Source organism: Mycoplasma elephantis ATCC 51980 (assembly GCF_000687815.1).
GTDB lineage: Bacteria > Bacillota_I > Bacilli_A > Mycoplasmatales > Metamycoplasmataceae > Mycoplasma_H > Mycoplasma_H elephantis.
The window spans coordinates 1-18,014 of sequence record NZ_JHXU01000015.1; the positions used below are offsets into that span (position 1 = coordinate 1).

General features: G+C 25.0%; 19 protein-coding genes. 14 read left to right on the top strand and 5 right to left on the bottom strand.

From position 1 onward, the window contains the following. Positions 1–234 (bottom strand): hypothetical protein (locus tag T380_RS04085; protein ID WP_036437078.1); only part of this gene is annotated, 234 nt, incomplete at its 3' end. Between the two features lie 121 nt (positions 235–355). Continuing rightward, complete coding sequence (locus tag T380_RS0103400) at positions 356–1,234, bottom strand: UTP--glucose-1-phosphate uridylyltransferase (RefSeq protein WP_425411603.1); 879 nt, start codon at positions 1,232–1,234, stop codon at positions 356–358. Positions 1,235–1,318: 84 nt separating this feature from the next. Between T380_RS0103400 and T380_RS0103405 the strand changes: the two genes are divergently transcribed. The 9 genes from T380_RS0103405 to pyk all read left to right on the top strand — a co-directional run bounded on the left by T380_RS0103405 (position 1,319) and on the right by pyk (position 8,534). Next, positions 1,319–1,738, top strand: a complete 420-nt coding sequence (locus T380_RS0103405) for a transcription antitermination factor NusB (protein WP_027334479.1) — start codon at positions 1,319–1,321, stop codon at positions 1,736–1,738. Further along, positions 1,728–2,459 carry a TlyA family RNA methyltransferase gene (locus tag T380_RS0103410; protein ID WP_027334480.1) on the top strand — a complete coding sequence of 244 codons (732 nt, stop codon included), beginning with the start codon at positions 1,728–1,730 and terminating at the stop codon, positions 2,457–2,459. Before T380_RS0103405 ends, T380_RS0103410 begins: the two co-directional genes overlap by 11 nt. Then, positions 2,452–3,606, top strand: coding sequence for an aminotransferase class V-fold PLP-dependent enzyme (locus T380_RS0103415; RefSeq protein ID WP_027334481.1), 1,155 nt, complete (start codon positions 2,452–2,454; stop codon positions 3,604–3,606). The genes T380_RS0103410 and T380_RS0103415 overlap by 8 nt, the downstream gene beginning before the upstream one ends. Positions 3,607–3,665: 59 nt before the next feature. Beyond that, a complete protein-coding gene (locus T380_RS0103420) occupies positions 3,666–3,935 on the top strand; it encodes a thermonuclease family protein (RefSeq protein WP_027334482.1) in 270 nt (89 codons plus the stop codon). Beyond that, positions 3,926–4,213: a thermonuclease family protein gene (locus T380_RS0103425; protein WP_027334483.1), complete on the top strand. Its 288-nt coding sequence runs from the start codon at positions 3,926–3,928 to the stop codon at positions 4,211–4,213. Before T380_RS0103420 ends, T380_RS0103425 begins: the two co-directional genes overlap by 10 nt. A gap of 25 nt (positions 4,214–4,238) precedes the next feature. Beyond that, positions 4,239–4,667 (top strand): pantetheine-phosphate adenylyltransferase, encoded by a 429-nt coding sequence (coaD, locus tag T380_RS0103430; protein ID WP_027334484.1) that lies wholly within the window; start codon positions 4,239–4,241, stop codon positions 4,665–4,667. Next, positions 4,661–5,242, top strand: coding sequence for a ribosome biogenesis GTP-binding protein YihA/YsxC (yihA, locus tag T380_RS0103435; RefSeq protein WP_027334485.1), 582 nt, complete (start codon positions 4,661–4,663; stop codon positions 5,240–5,242). Before coaD ends, yihA begins: the two co-directional genes overlap by 7 nt. A gap of 33 nt (positions 5,243–5,275) precedes the next feature. Beyond that, the gene (locus tag T380_RS0103440) at positions 5,276–7,006 is read left to right on the top strand and encodes a hypothetical protein (protein ID WP_027334486.1); all 1,731 of its coding nucleotides are present in this window, start codon (positions 5,276–5,278) and stop codon (positions 7,004–7,006) included. A 100-nt stretch (positions 7,007–7,106) separates the two neighbouring features. Then, positions 7,107–8,534, top strand: coding sequence for a pyruvate kinase (gene pyk / locus T380_RS0103445; RefSeq protein ID WP_027334487.1), 1,428 nt, complete (start codon positions 7,107–7,109; stop codon positions 8,532–8,534). A 28-nt stretch (positions 8,535–8,562) separates the two neighbouring features. Here pyk and T380_RS0103450 read toward each other — a convergent pair whose 3' ends face one another. Next, positions 8,563–9,474 (bottom strand): 1-phosphofructokinase family hexose kinase, encoded by a 912-nt coding sequence (locus T380_RS0103450; RefSeq protein WP_027334488.1) that lies wholly within the window; start codon positions 9,472–9,474, stop codon positions 8,563–8,565. A gap of 3 nt (positions 9,475–9,477) precedes the next feature. Beyond that, the gene (locus tag T380_RS0103455; protein ID WP_027334489.1) at positions 9,478–11,511 is read right to left on the bottom strand and encodes a PTS fructose transporter subunit IIABC; all 2,034 of its coding nucleotides are present in this window, start codon (positions 11,509–11,511) and stop codon (positions 9,478–9,480) included. Between the two features lie 138 nt (positions 11,512–11,649). On the opposite strand from T380_RS0103455, the gene T380_RS0103460 reads away from it, so the two are divergent. From T380_RS0103460 to T380_RS04465, 4 genes are all read left to right on the top strand, one after another. Then, complete coding sequence (locus tag T380_RS0103460) at positions 11,650–12,849, top strand: arginine deiminase family protein (protein ID WP_027334490.1); 1,200 nt, start codon at positions 11,650–11,652, stop codon at positions 12,847–12,849. An 864-nt stretch (positions 12,850–13,713) separates the two neighbouring features. Continuing rightward, the gene (locus T380_RS0103470; protein WP_027334492.1) at positions 13,714–14,103 is read left to right on the top strand and encodes a hypothetical protein; all 390 of its coding nucleotides are present in this window, start codon (positions 13,714–13,716) and stop codon (positions 14,101–14,103) included. 147 nt (positions 14,104–14,250) lie between these two features. Further along, a complete protein-coding gene (locus T380_RS0103475; RefSeq protein ID WP_027334493.1) occupies positions 14,251–14,907 on the top strand; it encodes a hypothetical protein in 657 nt (218 codons plus the stop codon). A gap of 202 nt (positions 14,908–15,109) precedes the next feature. Then, on the top strand, positions 15,110–15,448 hold the full coding sequence (locus T380_RS04465) for an isochorismatase family protein (RefSeq protein ID WP_211246878.1): 339 nt from the start codon (positions 15,110–15,112) through the stop codon (positions 15,446–15,448). 169 nt (positions 15,449–15,617) lie between these two features. Here the strand turns inward: T380_RS04465 and hisS are convergent, their stop codons facing one another. Continuing rightward, the gene (hisS, locus tag T380_RS04095) at positions 15,618–16,826 is read right to left on the bottom strand and encodes a histidine--tRNA ligase (RefSeq protein WP_051600018.1); all 1,209 of its coding nucleotides are present in this window, start codon (positions 16,824–16,826) and stop codon (positions 15,618–15,620) included. 57 nt (positions 16,827–16,883) lie between these two features. Between hisS and T380_RS0103490 the strand changes: the two genes are divergently transcribed. Continuing rightward, the coding region (locus tag T380_RS0103490) for a YitT family protein (protein ID WP_027334494.1) at positions 16,884–18,014 on the top strand (1,131 nt) is incomplete at its 3' end.

Below are 18,014 nucleotides of genomic sequence, written 5' to 3' on the forward strand. Positions count from 1 at the left end.
TGGTATTATTGCTTGAATAAGACCATTTCAATTATTTTGCTCTGGTATTTTTGCCTTTTTATTTTTCATATCATTTCCGTTTCATTCCAATAGAATGTAAGAATTCTCCTCATTCTCTTCATTTATCATTCTATCACATTTGACATTCTCGAATTTGTTGAAAACTTGATTTATTTCTTTTTTGGTGGCTTTTTCAGTTTTTATCAATGTTATTTTTTCTATTTTTTTCGTCATTTTCTTGGTTCCTCCATAATAATATGTATGAAAAATCACAATTTTTGATAAAAAAATAAAAAAATATGAAAAAACACATTTTTTTTCATAAAAAGAAATTATTTATATTTATTAAAAAATATTATTTTTTCAACTTTATAAAGTTGCTTATTTCTTCAGATAATTCATGATCATCACTTCTAAGTGCATAATCAATATTTGCTTTTACAAAGCCGTTAGGATTACCTAAATCATATCTAATTCCTTTAATTGTTAAAGCATAAATATCTTGTTTTTTAAGAATTTCATCAAATGCATCTACAACTTGAATTTCTTCTCCTTTAAATTCTTGTTTTTTAAGTTCATTCATAAATTCGGGTGTAAAAACATAACGACCCATAATAGCTTTTGTTGAAGGGGCTTTTTCTGGTTCTGGTTTTTCAATCCCTGCAATTATCTTGAAATAATCCAAATCTTTTTCGTTTGGGTTAAGTGGTTGAACAACACCGTATTTTTTAGTATTTTTTAATTCAACATCTTGAACGCCAATTATTGTTGATCCTGTTTTTTCGTATAAATCCATTAATTGCTTAATTGCCGGTGTCTCAGAATATATTAAGTCATCACCCAAAATAACCGCATAAGGTTCTTGGACATCCTCAAATTTTATAGCCGATGCTATTGCATCACCCAACCCATTTTGTTTATCTTGGTAAACAACATGTATATTTTTGTATAAATTTGTTTTTTTAACTTCATCAAGTAGATCTAATTTCTTTTTTTGTTTTAATTCTTTTTCAAGTTCAACGTTTTTTTTAAAATACTCATAAATTTCATATTTTCTTTCGGCTAAAACAATAAATATTTCTTCAATTCCTGATTCTAGTGCTTCGTCAATTAAATATGAAATGGCTGGTTTATTTAAAATTGGTAAAAGTTCCTTGTGAACAATTTTAGTAAATGGAAGAAATCTAGTCCCTCAACCAGCGGCAGGGATAATTAATTTTTTTACTTTTTTCATTATATACAGTTCCTTTTTATTAAATTCGTATTGTATGTATTATATTAAATAAATAAATATTTAATTATTTGTATAATTTTTGATATGATCCAAAAAAAATCTGCTCGTGAGCATAGATATGATTTAATATCTATAATTTATAAATATGAGTTATTAAATGAAAAATTAGATTCCAGCGCAATTTTTGAAGAATATGATATGTTAACTGAATTTCAAATAAAACAAATAGAAGTTATAGAATCTAAATATTTATTTATTAAAAATATGATCATTCATTATCTTGAAGATAATTGAAAATGAGAAAAAATGAATTATTTATTAAGGTCTATACTAATTGTTGGTAGTGCTGAATTAATTTATGCAAATCCAAAAATCGTAATAAATGAAATGGTTGAAATTGCAAAAGATTATGCATTTGAAGATAAGCAAGTCAAATTTGTAAATGCTATTCTAGATAAAATAAATAAAAATATTGCGTACTTAAAAACAAAAAATGAAGAGTAAACTAATAGATTATGTGTTAAATAAGATTGGAGATTTTAAAATTGCTCAAGGTTTAATTTTGAGTGGTAATGTTTTTATTAACGAAGAAAAAATTATTTTTCCAAATTATTTAATAAACGAAAAAGATAAAATAAGAATCATTGAGAAAGAGCATTATGTTTCGCGTGGCGCGTATAAACTTTTACATGCAATAAAAAAATGAGATATAGATTTTAAGAATAAAATTGTAATTGACGTTGGTTCATCAACGGGTGGGTTTACTCAAGTTTTATTGGAAAATGGAGCAAAAAGAGTATATTGTGTTGATTCTGGAACTAACCAATTAGATTATAATCTAAGAAAAAACGAAAAAACTGTTGTTTTAGAAAATACAAATTTAAAAAATATTAATTCAGAGCTTATTCGTGATTATGTTGATTTTATTGTTTGTGATGTTTCATTTATTAGTTTAAAAGAGGTTTTCAAAGTGGCAAAAAAAGTTAACTCTAAACATTTAGAACTTATTTTATTAATCAAACCTCAATTTGAAGCATCAAAAAATCTTGTTGAAAATAAAGGAATTGTTTCATTAAAACATCACGAAAGTATAATTGAAAATGTAAAAAATTATGATGCTGAAAATTTTAAATTTGTAGAATTGGAACAAAGTCCAATTCTTGGTAAAAAATCAAAAAATATTGAATATTTATCCTATTTTATAAGAAAGGAAAAACTTGACTAATAAAGAAATAAGGAATTATTTTCCTGCTGCAAAAAAAATGATTTATTTAGACTCGGCAGCATTATCTTTAAAACCCAAATCTGCTATAGACGCAGTTTGCAATTTTTATACAAATATTTCTGTTAGTACAAGGACAAGAAATACTAAATTGAATGGGGATGTATTACAAACCATCTCTGATACAAGAAATAAAGTTGCAAAATTAACTGATTCAAAACCGTCTGAAGTTATTTTTACTTCAGGTACTACAGAATCGATTAATTTATTTTCATATATGATTGAACCTTTAATTAAAGAAAATAAAGAAATCATATTAGATGTATATAATCATTCATCAAATATGATTTGTTGAATGGAGTTAGCGAGACGCAAAAATTGTAAGTTAATTTTTAGCGATAATGTGGTAAAGGATATTACTAAAAACACAATATTAATAGCATTGTCACAAAAGTCAAATACTTTTACAAATCACTATGATTTAAAGGTGCTTTATAAAATATGTAAAAAACAACAAATATTTTTAATAAATGATGCTGCACAAGCAATTTCAAGTGAAAAGGTGTCTTTAAATAATTCGGATATGATCGCATTTAGTGCTAATAAATTTTATGGACCAACAGGATTAGGGTGTTTAATCGTCAAAGAAGAACTTTTAAATAAGCTAAAACCCGTAAAAACTGGCGGCGGCGCTATAACAAGAATTTCTAAAGATAAAAGTATATATTTTAAAAATGATATTCAAAAGTGAGAAGCGGGTACCCCTAACTTGGCGGGCATATATATGTTTAATGCCTCATTAAATTTTTTTCTAAACATAGGTTATGAAAATACGAAAAATTTATTAAACACTTTATCTACTTATGCTTACGAAAAACTAAATAAAGTGAAAGGGATAGAAATATATTCTTCCCCCAATGACAACATTATTATGTTTAATTTAAAGGAAGTTTTTTGCGAGGATGTAGCAAGTTTTTTGGGCGAAAATAACATATATGTTCGTAGCGGGTTTTTCTGTGCACAATATTTACCCTTCGTAAATAACACACCAGGATTTATTAGAGTTTCGCTTGGAATTTATAATACTAAAGACGATATTGATAAGTTATGTGAATGTTTAGAATTGGTAAAAACTAAGATTTTTATCTAATTTTTCATATTTTTGTTCTTTTTTAAATAAAAATCATATTTTTTGTTGTATTTAAGTGTATGACTAAAAAAATTTTATCTTTTTTCCTTATATTTATTTTACTTTTTATTTCTTCATGTGAAGTTGTTAATCCAAACAAAATTAATAAAGAATATATTTTCGTTACAGTTAAAAAAGTTGTGGATGGCGACACTTTTATAGATTATGAAGGTGAAAAATACAGAATATTAGGAATTGATTCACCAGAAATAGGTGAATTTAAAAAGAAGGATATAAAAATACTACTGGAATACGTTATTATTTTGCCAACAAAGCAAAAATGTTTTTAAGTGATCTTATTTTAGAAAAAAGAGTCAAATTATTAGTAATTAAAAAAGATAAATATTTAAGGAAAGTTGTTCAAATTTCTATGAATTCTGTAGATATTTCTAAAAAAATGATTTCATGCGGAATGGCTAAAGTTGCATATATTTCTAAAAATAAAAAGGATTTTTTTTACTATGATGACGAAAAATTTATAGATGATTTGTATAGTCTGCAACAAGAAGCAATTATTCAAAATTTGAATATATGATCTTCTAATTTAAAACTTATATATCCAGATTAAATTATTAATTAGTATAATTAAAAACATGAAAAAAGCACTATACCCAGGTTCATTTGATCCTATTCATGAAGGACATATACAAGTTATAAAAAAAGCATTAAAATTGTTTGATGAAATAATAGTAGTTGTTTCTATAAATCCTGATAAAGAAGAACAAACTCCAATTAATATAAGATTGAAAGTTGTTAAAGAAAGTCTTGCGGATTTTAAAAATGTAAAAGTAATTTCAAATAACAATAATTTAATTTCTCATATAGCAAGAGAAATGGATATCAATTATATTGTAAGATCTGCGAGAAATAAAACAGATTACAATTATGAACTTGAATTAGCAGCCGGAAATCATTTCGAAAATAATGCATTAGAAACAATTTTAATTATGCCAAATTTTGAGTATATAAATTATTCGTCTACACTCGAGAGACATAAAAAGAAATTAGGGGTAAAATGCTAAAGTTTGTTAAGTCAGCTATTGATAAAAATTCATTCATTTCACATTTAAATGGAGAAGTTGTTTTCTGGGGAAGAAGCAATGTGGGGAAATCATCTCTTATTAATGCATTAGCGGGTTGTAAAGTTGCAAAAACTTCATCAACGCCTGGTAGGACTCAACTTATTAATTATTTTATGGATGAAAATAATAACTACATAATTGATTTTCCTGGTTATGGATATTCAAAAGTTAGTAAAGAATCACAAATAAAAATAAATAAAATGATTGATCTCTTTTTTAATTCAAGTAAAAATATTAAGTGTGTTTTTCTACTTATTGATGCGAGAGTAGGGTTTCAAAAAAATGATATTGAAGTAATTGAATATCTTAATATACATAATTTTCCAATTTTTGTTATTTTCACAAAAATAGATAAATTAAATCAATCTGAAAAATATAAACTTCAAAAAAGTATTGAGTTAAACGATATTAAAATGTATCTTTTTGTATCTTCGAATAAAATGATAAATATAGTTAAATTAAAAAATATAATAAATGATTATTTGTATCAAAATAATACTAATAATAATATATAATAAATAAAATTAACACAAACAAAATTATTAATCATGGAACAAGAAAAAAATCAAAAAGAAGTTCTAACTAAAGAACAAAATAAATTTATAAAACCTAAAAAAAACAAGAAGTTATCTTGAAAGAGATGACTTAATTTTGGAATTTCTGCATTATTAATTATTTCTACAATATCATTTGTTTCAGTTTATTTTTCGCTTAAAAAAAACCATAAAAACAATTATGATGAAATATTTAATAATTTAAAATTTAGCATTGGTGATATGAATGAAAGTTTAGACGGGACTGGTCCAAATAAACAAAAGATTAAACATTTTAAAGAATCGAATTATGCCTCAAAATTTACAGATGATAAATATAATAATAATTATTGAACAAATATGTTTATACCAAAAAAAGATAATGGAACTCTCTTGTCAAATCAAGATTTAATGAGGCAACAATTTATTTTGGTAGATTCAAATAACAAGCCATTTTTACATTATGCATATGAATATTTGGAAAAAGATTCAATCGAATTTACATCATTTTCAAATGACAAAAAAGGAATATTAATTTTAAGATTAAAGGCTAATACAAAAGAGACAGAAAAAATCTCATTTATTGAAAATGGGGTCCAAAAACAAATAGAGAGAAAAGTGCCTGTTGAAAATTATTATGTTATTGAAGGGTTTAAAAAACAAGAAAATGATGAAATAAATATTAATTGAAATGTTCTTTTGTTCAATAAATACAATAGGTTTTTAAGACCAAATGATAAAGGTGAATGAGTAAAAAATAAGGAAGAGTTAGTTGAAAAAATAAATAAACTTCCGGATGAAGAGAGAAAAAAAGAGCTAAAGGATTTAATTGAACAAGAATTTCCGAATAATTTAAAATCTAATAATATTCTATTTAAAAATTTAAAAATTGAAAATGATCAAATTTATGTAGTGGCAGATTATGATGTTGTTAAAAAAATTTATGATATAAAATTATTAAATAACAAGCCTATACTTGATGAAAAAGAAGAAAAAAAGAGTTTTAAAGATAAAGAATTATTACTTAATAAATGCCATTTTGAGTCTAATAATAATTTTTTAACTATAAAATCAAATTTTAAAGATTCAGAAGATATTGATAAAGAATTATATCCATCTGATATAAAGAAAGAATTATTAGTAAGTAATAAATTATTATCGCCAGATTCTAAGATTTATTTAACGGGTAATACTTCTAGTTTTAATATAGCGTTTTTGGAAGATACATATAGTGCAGATGATCAAAATGGAATTTTAAAATTTAGTGTACTTTTAACAGATGAAAAAAATAATATAAAATGAGAATATAGGTTCGAAGACAAAACAAGATTTAAATCTAAACGTGAAGAAAAATTTAAATCAGATGTTGCTAAAATGAAAATTTCGATAAAAAATGAGTTTAAACCGATTTTAGAAAAATATACATGAGAACAAATATTGTCTAATAAAGATGTAAACGATAAGAAGATTTTTATAACTTCTGATAAAGACAATGATGCTCTTGAAAAAATAAATTGAGATATAAATTTAATGTTAGATATTTTAATAGAAAATCCTAACGAACCAAAAAAATATATTAAGTATGAAAATTTAAATGTTGACTTTGAAATAATCGGGTTTGACTCTACTAACAACAAACCAAAATATGACTCGACAACAAAAAAATTATCTATAAAAATTAAGGGCGATCTTAAAAATAATACTAAGAGAACAATAATAACTGACTGAATAGCAATAAGCGAATAAAAACCACAAACATTTGTGGTTTTTATTATTTTTGTCTTTTTTACATATCTAAAAGCATTTAAAATAATGTAAAATTTAAATGATATATTAAGGAGAAAAAATGCATTTAACAGACAAAAGAAGTAAATTAATTGTTACTATAGGTCCAAGTAGTGATAATTATGAAGTTCTTAGAAAACTTATAGAAAACGGAGCTACAGCTATAAGAGCAAACTTTAGTCATGGTGACCATGCAGAACAAGTTAATAAATTTAAAATTGCTCAAAAAGTAAGTAAAGACTTACACATTCCAATTTCTATTATTTTGGATACAAAAGGTCCAGAAATTAGAGTTGGCGAAATGTTGGATTATGTTCAACCAATTGTTGCTAATTCAAAAGTTAAAATATGAACAACAACAGAAAAATATTTAAACTTAAAAGGAACAAGTAGCGAATTTGCTGTTAGTTACAATATGGCTCAAGATCTTAAAAAAGGTGATCATGTTTTATTGGATGATGGTAAACTTGATACTATTGTAATAGATGTTAAAAAAGATTATGTAATGGTAGAACCATTAAATAATCATAAACTTAAAACTAAAAAGAGAATTAATTTACCTGGAGTAGATTTCTCTCTTCCATTTTTAGCAGAAAAAGATATTAATGATATCAAATTTGGTTTACAAAATGGTATTACTCATGTGGCTGCCTCATTTGTTAATTCCGCAGCTAACGTGAAAGAATTAAGAAAATTATTAGATGAAAATAATGGTGAACATGTTCAAATAATTTCTAAAATAGAGTCTCAATTAGGTATCACAAATATAGATGAAATTATTGATGCAAGTGACGCGGTTATGGTTGCTCGTGGTGATTTAGGATTAGAAATCCCTTATTATGATGTGCCTTATTATCAAAAAATTATTGTTAGAAAATGTCGTAATAAAGGTGTTCCAGTTATAGTTGCAACTCAAATGTTAGATTCTATGGAAAATTCAACTCATGCAACACGTGCTGAAGTAACTGACGTTTATGTTGCCACTGAACAAGGTGCTGATGCAACAATGTTATCAGGAGAAAGTGCGCAAGGTAATTTTCCAATTGTTGCTGTTGCAACAATGGCGGCAATTAATAGACGCGCAGAAAAAGAATTTTACAACAAATTGTTCTATGAAGAAAATTTAAAAGAAATTCATAAAACAAAAAACGGAGACAAACGTTCAGAAATTGCTTTTAAAATCGCTGAAGCAACAAAAGATGGTGAATACAAATATGTTGTTGTTCTTTCTCACTCAGGCAAAACCCTTAAAGAAGTGGCTAAATTTAGGCCAAATTCAACTATTATAGGTATTGTAAGAAATGAAAAATTAATTAATTCATTCGGTGTTACATCATCTGTGTTTGTATCTCTTGATTCTGTTAAATTAATGGATAAAATTAAAGGAAGACATGATGTTGCTAAAGAAGTTCTTATTCCTTATAGTCCTAAAAAAGGTGATAAATATATAGTTGTTGATGAAGACAAGTTTAGTTTTCACACATACTAAAAAACAAGAAGTTAACTTCTTGTTTTTTTTATAAATTAATGATGTTTATATAATCAAGATATTTATTCATATCTTCTTTTTTAGCCAACCATTTACTTGCTACTGTTCCAATAGACATTGCGCTTGAATTTTTAATAGTATCAAAAACATTATAGTTATTTTTTAAGAAATAATATACACTAGCAATAAGTGTATCACCAGCCCCGACAGCACTTACCAAAGGGGTTTTTTTAATGATGGTTGCTTGTAAAAGATTGTTTTTTTCATCTAAATAATAACTTCCTTTACTTCCTGCTGAAATGATTGGGAAAGTGACATTTTTAGATTTTAAATATAGAAGAGCATCTTTAATTTCTTTACTATTTTCTGGTATTTTATGTAAAAAGTTCTTAGTTTCAAAAATGTTTGGTTTATAAATAAATGGCGCATAAGTCAAATATTTTTCTATATTATTACTATCTATATCTAGTGCAAATTTAATGTTTTGTCTTTTTAAAATTTCAAGAGTTTTAGTTAAAATTTCTTCATCACTAATACCCATAATAAAAACAAAATCATCCCTTTTAATTTTATTAATAATTGAAAAATATTTGCTAATAGCATTTTCATTTATTTTTGGACGAGGTCCATTGATTTCAAATTCAGCATTTTTACCAAGAAATTTAACATTAATTCGTGTTTCAGAATTTGTATCAATATTTATTGTTTTTATATGTTCTTTAGTTATTTGGTCGATTATTTTATTTCCAATATGTCCACCAGTAAAAAGAATTGCTGTATTATCTAAACCTAAACGTTTTAAAATTATCGAAGCATTTATCCCTTTTCCTCCCGGGAAAAATTCATAATCATTAATTCTATTTAAACTATTTTGATTAAATTCGTTATCCGAATTTATAACATAATCCAAGCATGGGGCAAATGTAATTGTATAAATCATATTTTATTTTTGTGCTTTTAATGCTTTTTGTTTAAGAGATCCGCGTTTATCATCCATTATCATCAAACCTCAAATTACTAGTGTTTGAACAATAGCGCCTACAAGAATTGAACCTATATAAAGAGCAATTCCGGCGGTAATAGATGCGACATTTCCGCTAAATAAAGTTGATCTTACAAGCGCAAATACAAACACTCCACCATGAGGAGCTGCAAGAGTTATATGGAATAATCCAACTAATAAACCAGTAATAGCTCCACCAATAAGGTTTGAAGGAACCATAATTTTTGGTCTTGCAACTGTAAATGGAATAGCCCCCTCACTTATAAATGAGAGACCCATAATATAATTAACATAACCTGATTGTACTTCTTCTTGTGAAAAACGTTTTCTAAAAATTGTTGTTGCTAATGCAATACCAAGTGGGGGAACCATACCTGCCGCCATTGTGGCCGCCATTGCTATAGAACCATTACCGCTTGAAATAGTAGCGATTGAAAATAAATATGCCGCTTTATTTATAGGACCACCAAGGTCACTAGCCATCATTAGACCAAGAACCATTCCTAATAAAGGAACTAAATAATCTTTTGATTCAATAGCTCCAAGAAGTTTATTGAAGCCATAATTTAAGTAAATTAATGGGATATTAACTACTCAAAAGATAAGTGCTATAGTAAATGTTCCAAATAGTGGAATAAATAATATGTTCTTTAGGCCTCTAAGTGATGTTGGGACTCAACCAAAAACATATTTAACAAATACGATAATTAGTGCAGCTGTTAATAATGCCCCAATAATTCCTCCGAAGAATCCCGATCCTAGTCCTCCAGCTGATTCAAATCATGAAATTTCACCAGTTTGAGGATTTAGGTGCATTAAGAAATCACCTTTAGAAATAAATCCACAAATAAATCCTGGCAATAGCCCAAATCTTCCTACTAATCCATATGCTATATAAGCGCTAAGAATAGGAACCATAATTCCAAATGCTAAACCACCCAAATTTTTACATCATCTAGCAACGTTATTTACGCTACCATAGTCACCAGAACCAGCATTTTTTATATCTATTAAAAATGCTAAAGCAATCATGATTCCGCCAAAAACAACAAATGGGAGCATAAATGAGACACCATTCATGATTCCTTTATATATTCTTTTTCCAAAACCATTAAAAGAAATTAAATCATCAGTAGTTTCAATATTTCCTTTTATTTTTTGTCCCGGAATTTTTTTACCTTCTTTGTTGAGTATTTTGTTAATTTGGGTTTCTGGTTTTTTTATAGCAGATTGTGTTCCTATTTCAAGAACATTGTCTAATCCAGCAAATCTTGAAAGATCAATAACTTTATCAGCAGCTATAATAATACCTTTTGAATTGTTGATCTCCTCTTGTGTTAATATATTTTTTGCACCTTCTGTACCTTGTGTTTCAACTTTAATTCTTAAACCCATTTCTTGCGCAGTTTTTATAAGTTGTTCAGCAGCCATGTAAGTATGTGCTATACCTGTTGGGCATGCTGTAATAGCAACAATGTCATAACCATTGTTTTGTGTTTTTGTCTTGTTGTTTGATGAATCTATTTCATATTTATCAAATAGTTTAATTAATGAATTATAATTTGTTACAAAATTTAATTCATTTACAAAATCTTTATTCATAAATAATTTAGAAAGTTGTTGAATAGCTTCTAAATGTGATGATTCACCATCTTTTTTCGACATAGTAATAAAGAAAATATATTTAACTTTTTCATTATCACTGCCTTCTCAATCTAAGTTTTGTACTTTTGCAAAAGTTATTACACTTTCATTCATGACATCATCACGAATATGTGGAATTGCTATTGCATTTCCAATACTAGTGCTAAATTCTTTCTCTCTTTTTATTGCAAGATCTAAAACATTCTTATCACTTTTTGCATATTTTTTATCATATAAAAGTTTTGACAATTTTTCTAAACAATTATTTTTGTTTATGAAATTATCATTAGTAACGATTAAATCTTTTCTAAAAAATTCTTTAACATTCATTTTATTTCTCCTTTCATACGATATAAATTATATATATATATATATATATATATAATAATGATATTAAGAAAATTTGTGGTTTAGTTTCATTTAGCGTAAATAATAATAGATATAATTTAATACAAAGGATGTTATTTTATGAGTCAAATTAATGTTTTTAGTGAAATAGGACAACTTAAAGAGGTATTAGTTCATACACCAGGTGATGAAATTCGTCGAATTTCACCTAAAAGATATAATGAATTATTATTTTCTGCAATTTTAGAAGCAGATGTAGCTATAAAAGAACATAAATCGTTTGTAAAAATTTTAGAAGAAAATAACGTAAAAGTAATTCAGTTAAAAGATATACTTTTGGAAACATGGAATATATGTTCTAAAGAAGCTAAAAATATATTTATAAATAAATGGATCGAAGAAGCGCAACCAGTTATTCATTCATCATCTTTAAAAGAAAAAATTAAATTATTTTTAAAAAGTAAAACTCCATTAGAGATTATTGATATTATGATGAAAGGCATATTAAAACAAGAATTAGGAATTGAATATAAACATGAATTAATTATTGATCCTATGCCAAATTTATATTTTACAAGAGATCCATTTACATCTATGGGTTCTGGTATAACAATTAATAATATGAAATATCAAACTAGGAAAAGAGAAACAATATTCTCTGAGTTCATTTTTAATAATCACCCAAAGTATAAAAATACCCCTCGCTGATTTGATCGTTTTGATTCTGGAAACATAGAAGGTGGTGATCTATTTGTTTACACTAAAGAAACAATTGTTGTAGGAGTGAGTGAGCGCACTAAGAAAAAAGCTATTCTTAAAATTGCTAAAAATATTCAAGAGAATAATAATAGTTTTAAAAAAATAGTAGTAATCAAAGTTCCGATAATGCAAAATTTAATGCATTTAGATACATGAATTGTTATGGTTGATTTTGATAAATTTATTTATTCTCCAAACGTTACTAAATCATTAAAATTTTGAGAAATAGATCTAACTAAAAAACCTAAATTTATTCAATTAAAAAATGAAACATTAGAAGATGTTTTATATAGAGTTATAGGTAAAAAACCAATTTTAATTCCTGTTGCGGGAGAAAACGCAAATCAAATAGATATTGATGTTGAAACACATTTTGATGCAACTAATTATTTAACTATTAGGCCAGGTGTGGTGGTGGGATATTCTCGAAATAAAAAAACAGAAGAAGCATTAATTAATGCGGGGGTTAAGGTTTATGCATTTGAAGGTAATCAATTATCCTTAGGTATGGGGAGTGCAAGGTGCATGTCAATGCCGCTTATCAGAGAAGATATCATATAAAAAGCGATATGTCGCTTTTTTATTCAACATTTTAAAAACATTTTCTTTAATTTATACTGAAAATTTGTTGATTTTTCCAGTTTCTTGATTTTTAATTATTCATGTTTTTTTAGAGTCTTATTATATTTTATATATTATAACTATACATAAAAGAGTTTATATTATAGAAAATACAAATATAATTCTACGTACAAAAAAATCAAAATACACAATTATTAAAAAACAGGTAATTTTTATTAAAAGGGAAAAAGAAGATCAAAATATATAAACCAAAAGAATAACTATTAAAAGTATTAGTTTTTTTGTAAGTGTTACTTAGTTATATAGTTATATAAATGTTTTATTCATCCTTTTATGTTTTTTGTAAATTTAGAACCAAGACTGTAAGAAGAGATTGAAATTAACTTTTATTCTTTTTCTTCATCCCTCACTATATAATTGGTTATCAAATAAAAATTTAGTTATTTTTTAATGAACTTAAATGTAGATGGTATATATTTATTACTTCATATTCTCGTTTCATATATTAATCCTAGATATATAAATAGATTTTTAACCTAAAAATCTGAACATTATACTAAGATTAATGTTATCAAATATTCTTATATCATGATTTTCTGTTAATTCATTAAAAACTTTTAACTCAAACTTTTAAATAGTTGTTATACATAAAAATAATTTAAATCTTATAAATTAAAATTAAAAAATAAAAAACATAGGAATCATTAAATATTTAAAAATAAGATGTTAAGATATGTTAAATTACGTATTATTAGATATTATACATAAATCAATGAATATTATATAATTAAATAACATATTTTAAAATAATAAACTAGTAATAAAAATTAGGAAAGAGGGAAGATGTCTTATAAATTGATACATTTTGTACCTTTTGATATTGGTTTATCTTTTTTAGATAACAAAATTAAAACAAACTATATAAAAAATACTTTTAAAAAATTTTTATATGATGTTTGTTTATCAAAAAAATATTCTATTGATGAAGGTAAAAATGATGATAGTTTTTTTAATTTAACTATAAATGAATATTTATCGTGTTTTTTTATGAATTGTGGTGTTGGTGTTTTTGTTATAAAAGAAAACCCTATTATAAATAAAGAATTAAATAAAAAAATTGGCAATCATATTGAAGCTCAAATTTATTATCAAAGAAAAAATACGCATAAAGAAATATTGGAATGAAAACATAAGTACTCAGATATAATTAATGATCTCATCAATACTGTTTAAAGTTTTTTTAATTCTAAGAAATATATAGCAAGAACTTTAACCGCTAATAATCAATATGATAAAAAAGGTATTACTTATATTTTTACTATATATCTACTAAATAATGTTAAGGATGATAAAACTATAGCAATATTAAAAGAACCTGTATTGTTACGTAATGTATTAGATAGTGATAATTGAGATAGTATAAATGAGAAAATTGAAAACTATGAAAATAGTGATTATAACAAAATCGTGTATAGCAATGACATAGAAGTTATTAGTTCATGAAGCACAGTAATTGTTAATCAATATCGCGGACATGAAAACAGTAATACTAAGTTTATCGATGATTTGATTCTATATGAGGTTAGACTTCAATCATATTGATTTCTATTTGAAACAATTATTTATAATATTCAAAATAATAAAAAAATATCTCTGAAAGAATTATATGAGTTTAAAAACACATATGAAAATTCTATATTAGAGATAAAAATAAAAATCAATGCTAATATATCCACTAGTGATAAGAAGCTTATGGATTCTATTTATGAAACAAGCGGGCTTTCATTACAACAGAAAAAATTAGAATTATTATTAGAACATAATATAAATATTGCCTCCGCAAACATACAACAAAAACAAACTTTTTATGGTATATTAACACAAATATTGTTGATTTTATTTTCATTAATCGGTATATATGAACAATTAAAATCAATCTTTGCAGGTAACGTGGGTAAAATGGATTTTATAATTTTATTCATATTAGGTTTTATTTTTGTGCTAGTTGTTATATTTATTATTAAAAAGGAGAAATAAAATGAAAAATATATTATTAATCACTGATCTACAAAAAGGGTTTTTAAGATATGAACAAACTTAAAAAATAAAAAACAGAATACTTAATCTTTTATATAATAAAATTTTTGATTATGTTATTGCTACCAAATTCATAAATACAGATGAAAGCCCCTATGAAAAATTCTTAAATTGAAAAAAATTAAAAGAACCAAAAGAATATATGCTAGATGCGGATATTGAAAAATATACTAACCTAATTATAGAAAAAAACATTTATAACTCAGTTAATCAAGACTTTATTAAAAAACTAATTGAAATTAACGAAGGATTACCTAACAAAATATACATTGTAGGTGTTGATACAGATTGTTGCGTATTAACTATAGCAACTTCACTTTTTGAAAATGATATTAGACCTATTGTTATGTCATACTACTGTATGTCAAATGGTGGATACAATTCTCACGAAGCGGGCATGTTATGTATGAAACGTTTAATTGGTGAGCGTCAAATATTCCGAGATGAAATTAATTCTAAAGATGATTTGTCTAAAATATAAATTTTATATCATTAATTATTAATAAAATCCATAATTAATTTAAAATTTATTTCTAATATATTTTTTATAATTTTCTGATGGTTTTAAAAATATCTTTCAATATTTAATTATGAATATTAAATTCATAAATACTAGTTTTATTCAACATTTTAAGAACATTTTCTTTAATTTATACTGAAAATTTGTTGATTTTTCCAGTTTCTTGATTTTTAATTATTCATGTTTTTTTAGAGTCTTGTAGTTCCTTAAAAACTATATTTTTTGGTTTTAATAGTGTGGATATTTTAAACATTTTGTTAATTTTTATAGTTTTATATATTATTTCTGTTTTATATTTTTCTCTTAGTTTGTTGGATATGTTGAATGCTTCGTCAAATTCATCATCATTCAAAATAAAAACCAACATATCTAAATTATTATTTATTTTATACTTATTAAATTTTAAAATTTCAACTAAACGTTCAATACCTGCTGCTCACCCAATTGCTCCTTTAAAATTATCAGTGTTCAAGAAATTCACATATCTACCACCGGCTAAAACGGTTGATTGCGAACCAAGCGATTCAGAACATGAAACAAATTCGAAAACAAGATTTTCATAATAGTCAAGTCCTCTTACCAAGTTAAAATCAACTCTAAAATTTATATTATTTTTTATTAAGATTTCTTTTACTTTTTCGAAATAATTTTTCGATTCTTCCGATAGATAATTATCTATTTTTGGGCAATTAATAACAAAATCTTTTTTTTGTTCAATTTTATCATCAAGTATTCTTAAAACATTTTTCTCGAGGCGAACAAGAGATTCTTTTTCAAGTTTATCCTTAAATTTTTCGAAATACACTTTTAGATTCTTTGCGTAATTTTGACGCTCAATTAATGTTCCTATATTATTTATAACCAATTCATATTCATTAATTTTAAGTGATGATAAAAATTTATTTGCAATAATTATGAGTTCCGAATCTTTATATGGATCTTTATCGGTGACATTTTCTATTCCCGCTTGTATAAATTGACGGTAACGACCTTTTTGAGGTTGTTCATAACGAAACATACTACCAAAATATCAATATTTATTAAACCTATCTATGTTTATTAATTTATTTTCTTCAAACATTCTTATAAATGGCGCTGTGCCTTCTGGTCTTAGTGCTATTTTTTTTCCGGATTTTGTATTAAACTCATACATTTCCTTATTCACGATATCGCTTTCCTCACCAGAAGATCTTTTAAATAATTCTACATTTTCTATAATAGGGAATTCAACATATGAGTAATTAAATTTATTTAAAAGGTTTTCAAGTTTATTTCTTATTTCTTGAAGTAATTGAGAATCATAACCAAATCAATCTTTTGTACCTTTAATTTTTTGCATAAATATTCCTATATAAATTATTTTGTTTTTAATTATTACATTATAATATGTTTTAATATGAACGAAAATAAAATAAATTCTAATACAACTAGTGTAGATAATGATAATAATGGGATAGATTTTAAAAAAATGAAATTATTTTATTGTCCAAAAGGTGATGAAAAACAATCTTTTTGGCAAATGTTTGTAAAAAATAAAATAAACATTTTAATGATTTTCATTGCTGCAACTGTTTTTAATTTTGGTGTAGTTATTCTTTTGAATGAATCGCACACAATTCCTAATGGCATGATGGGTTTTCCAATTATTGCGGATATGTTATTATCAAAAGTAAAGCCACATCTATTACTACCATATTTGGGGTTATTGTATTGAATAATTAATGTTCCATTTTTCATAATTTTTTGAAAAAAAATAAAAAAATCATTTATTTTTTTCACAATGTTATTTATGTGTTTTCAATCATTGGTTAATCCATTTTTTGCTTGAAAACCAATTAACGATTTTTTTCATAGTGTCATAGTTATTGAAAAAGATTGAAAAACAACACCTAACCACTCAGAATGACCTATCTATATTTATGGTATATTTGGTTCTATACTTGTTGCAGTAGGAATTGGTATTAGTTGAAAATATGGTGGTTCAACAGGCGGTACTGATTTTATAGTTTACTATTTTTCAACAAAAGCTAAAAAGGATATAAGTATAATTATGCGAATAGTTAGCTTTACCCTATTATTTATATTTTTAAATTCTAGTTACTTTATTCAAAATTATTATTTTTTACCTAATAAAGGTATTCCTTATTATGAGAAAGATTTAATTAAGTGGGATACAAGTGGATGTAGTTATATATCTTCATCTGCATTAACAACTATAATTTATGTTTTAATTTTAACTACTGTTGTGGATTGAATATATCCAAAATATAAAAAAGTAAGACTCCAAATTTATACAGATAATCAAAAAAACATTATTGAATATTTTGAACACATAAATTATTGACATGCATATACCATTACTGAAGCAATAGGCGGGTATACTAAAACGAAAAAATATATTATTACAACTGTTGTTTTATTATTAGAAGCAAAGCATTTAGTTAAAGATATAAAAATGATCTCATCAAATTTATGATTTAGCATCTCATCAATCAGAAATACTGAAGGATTATTCAATACAAATAAG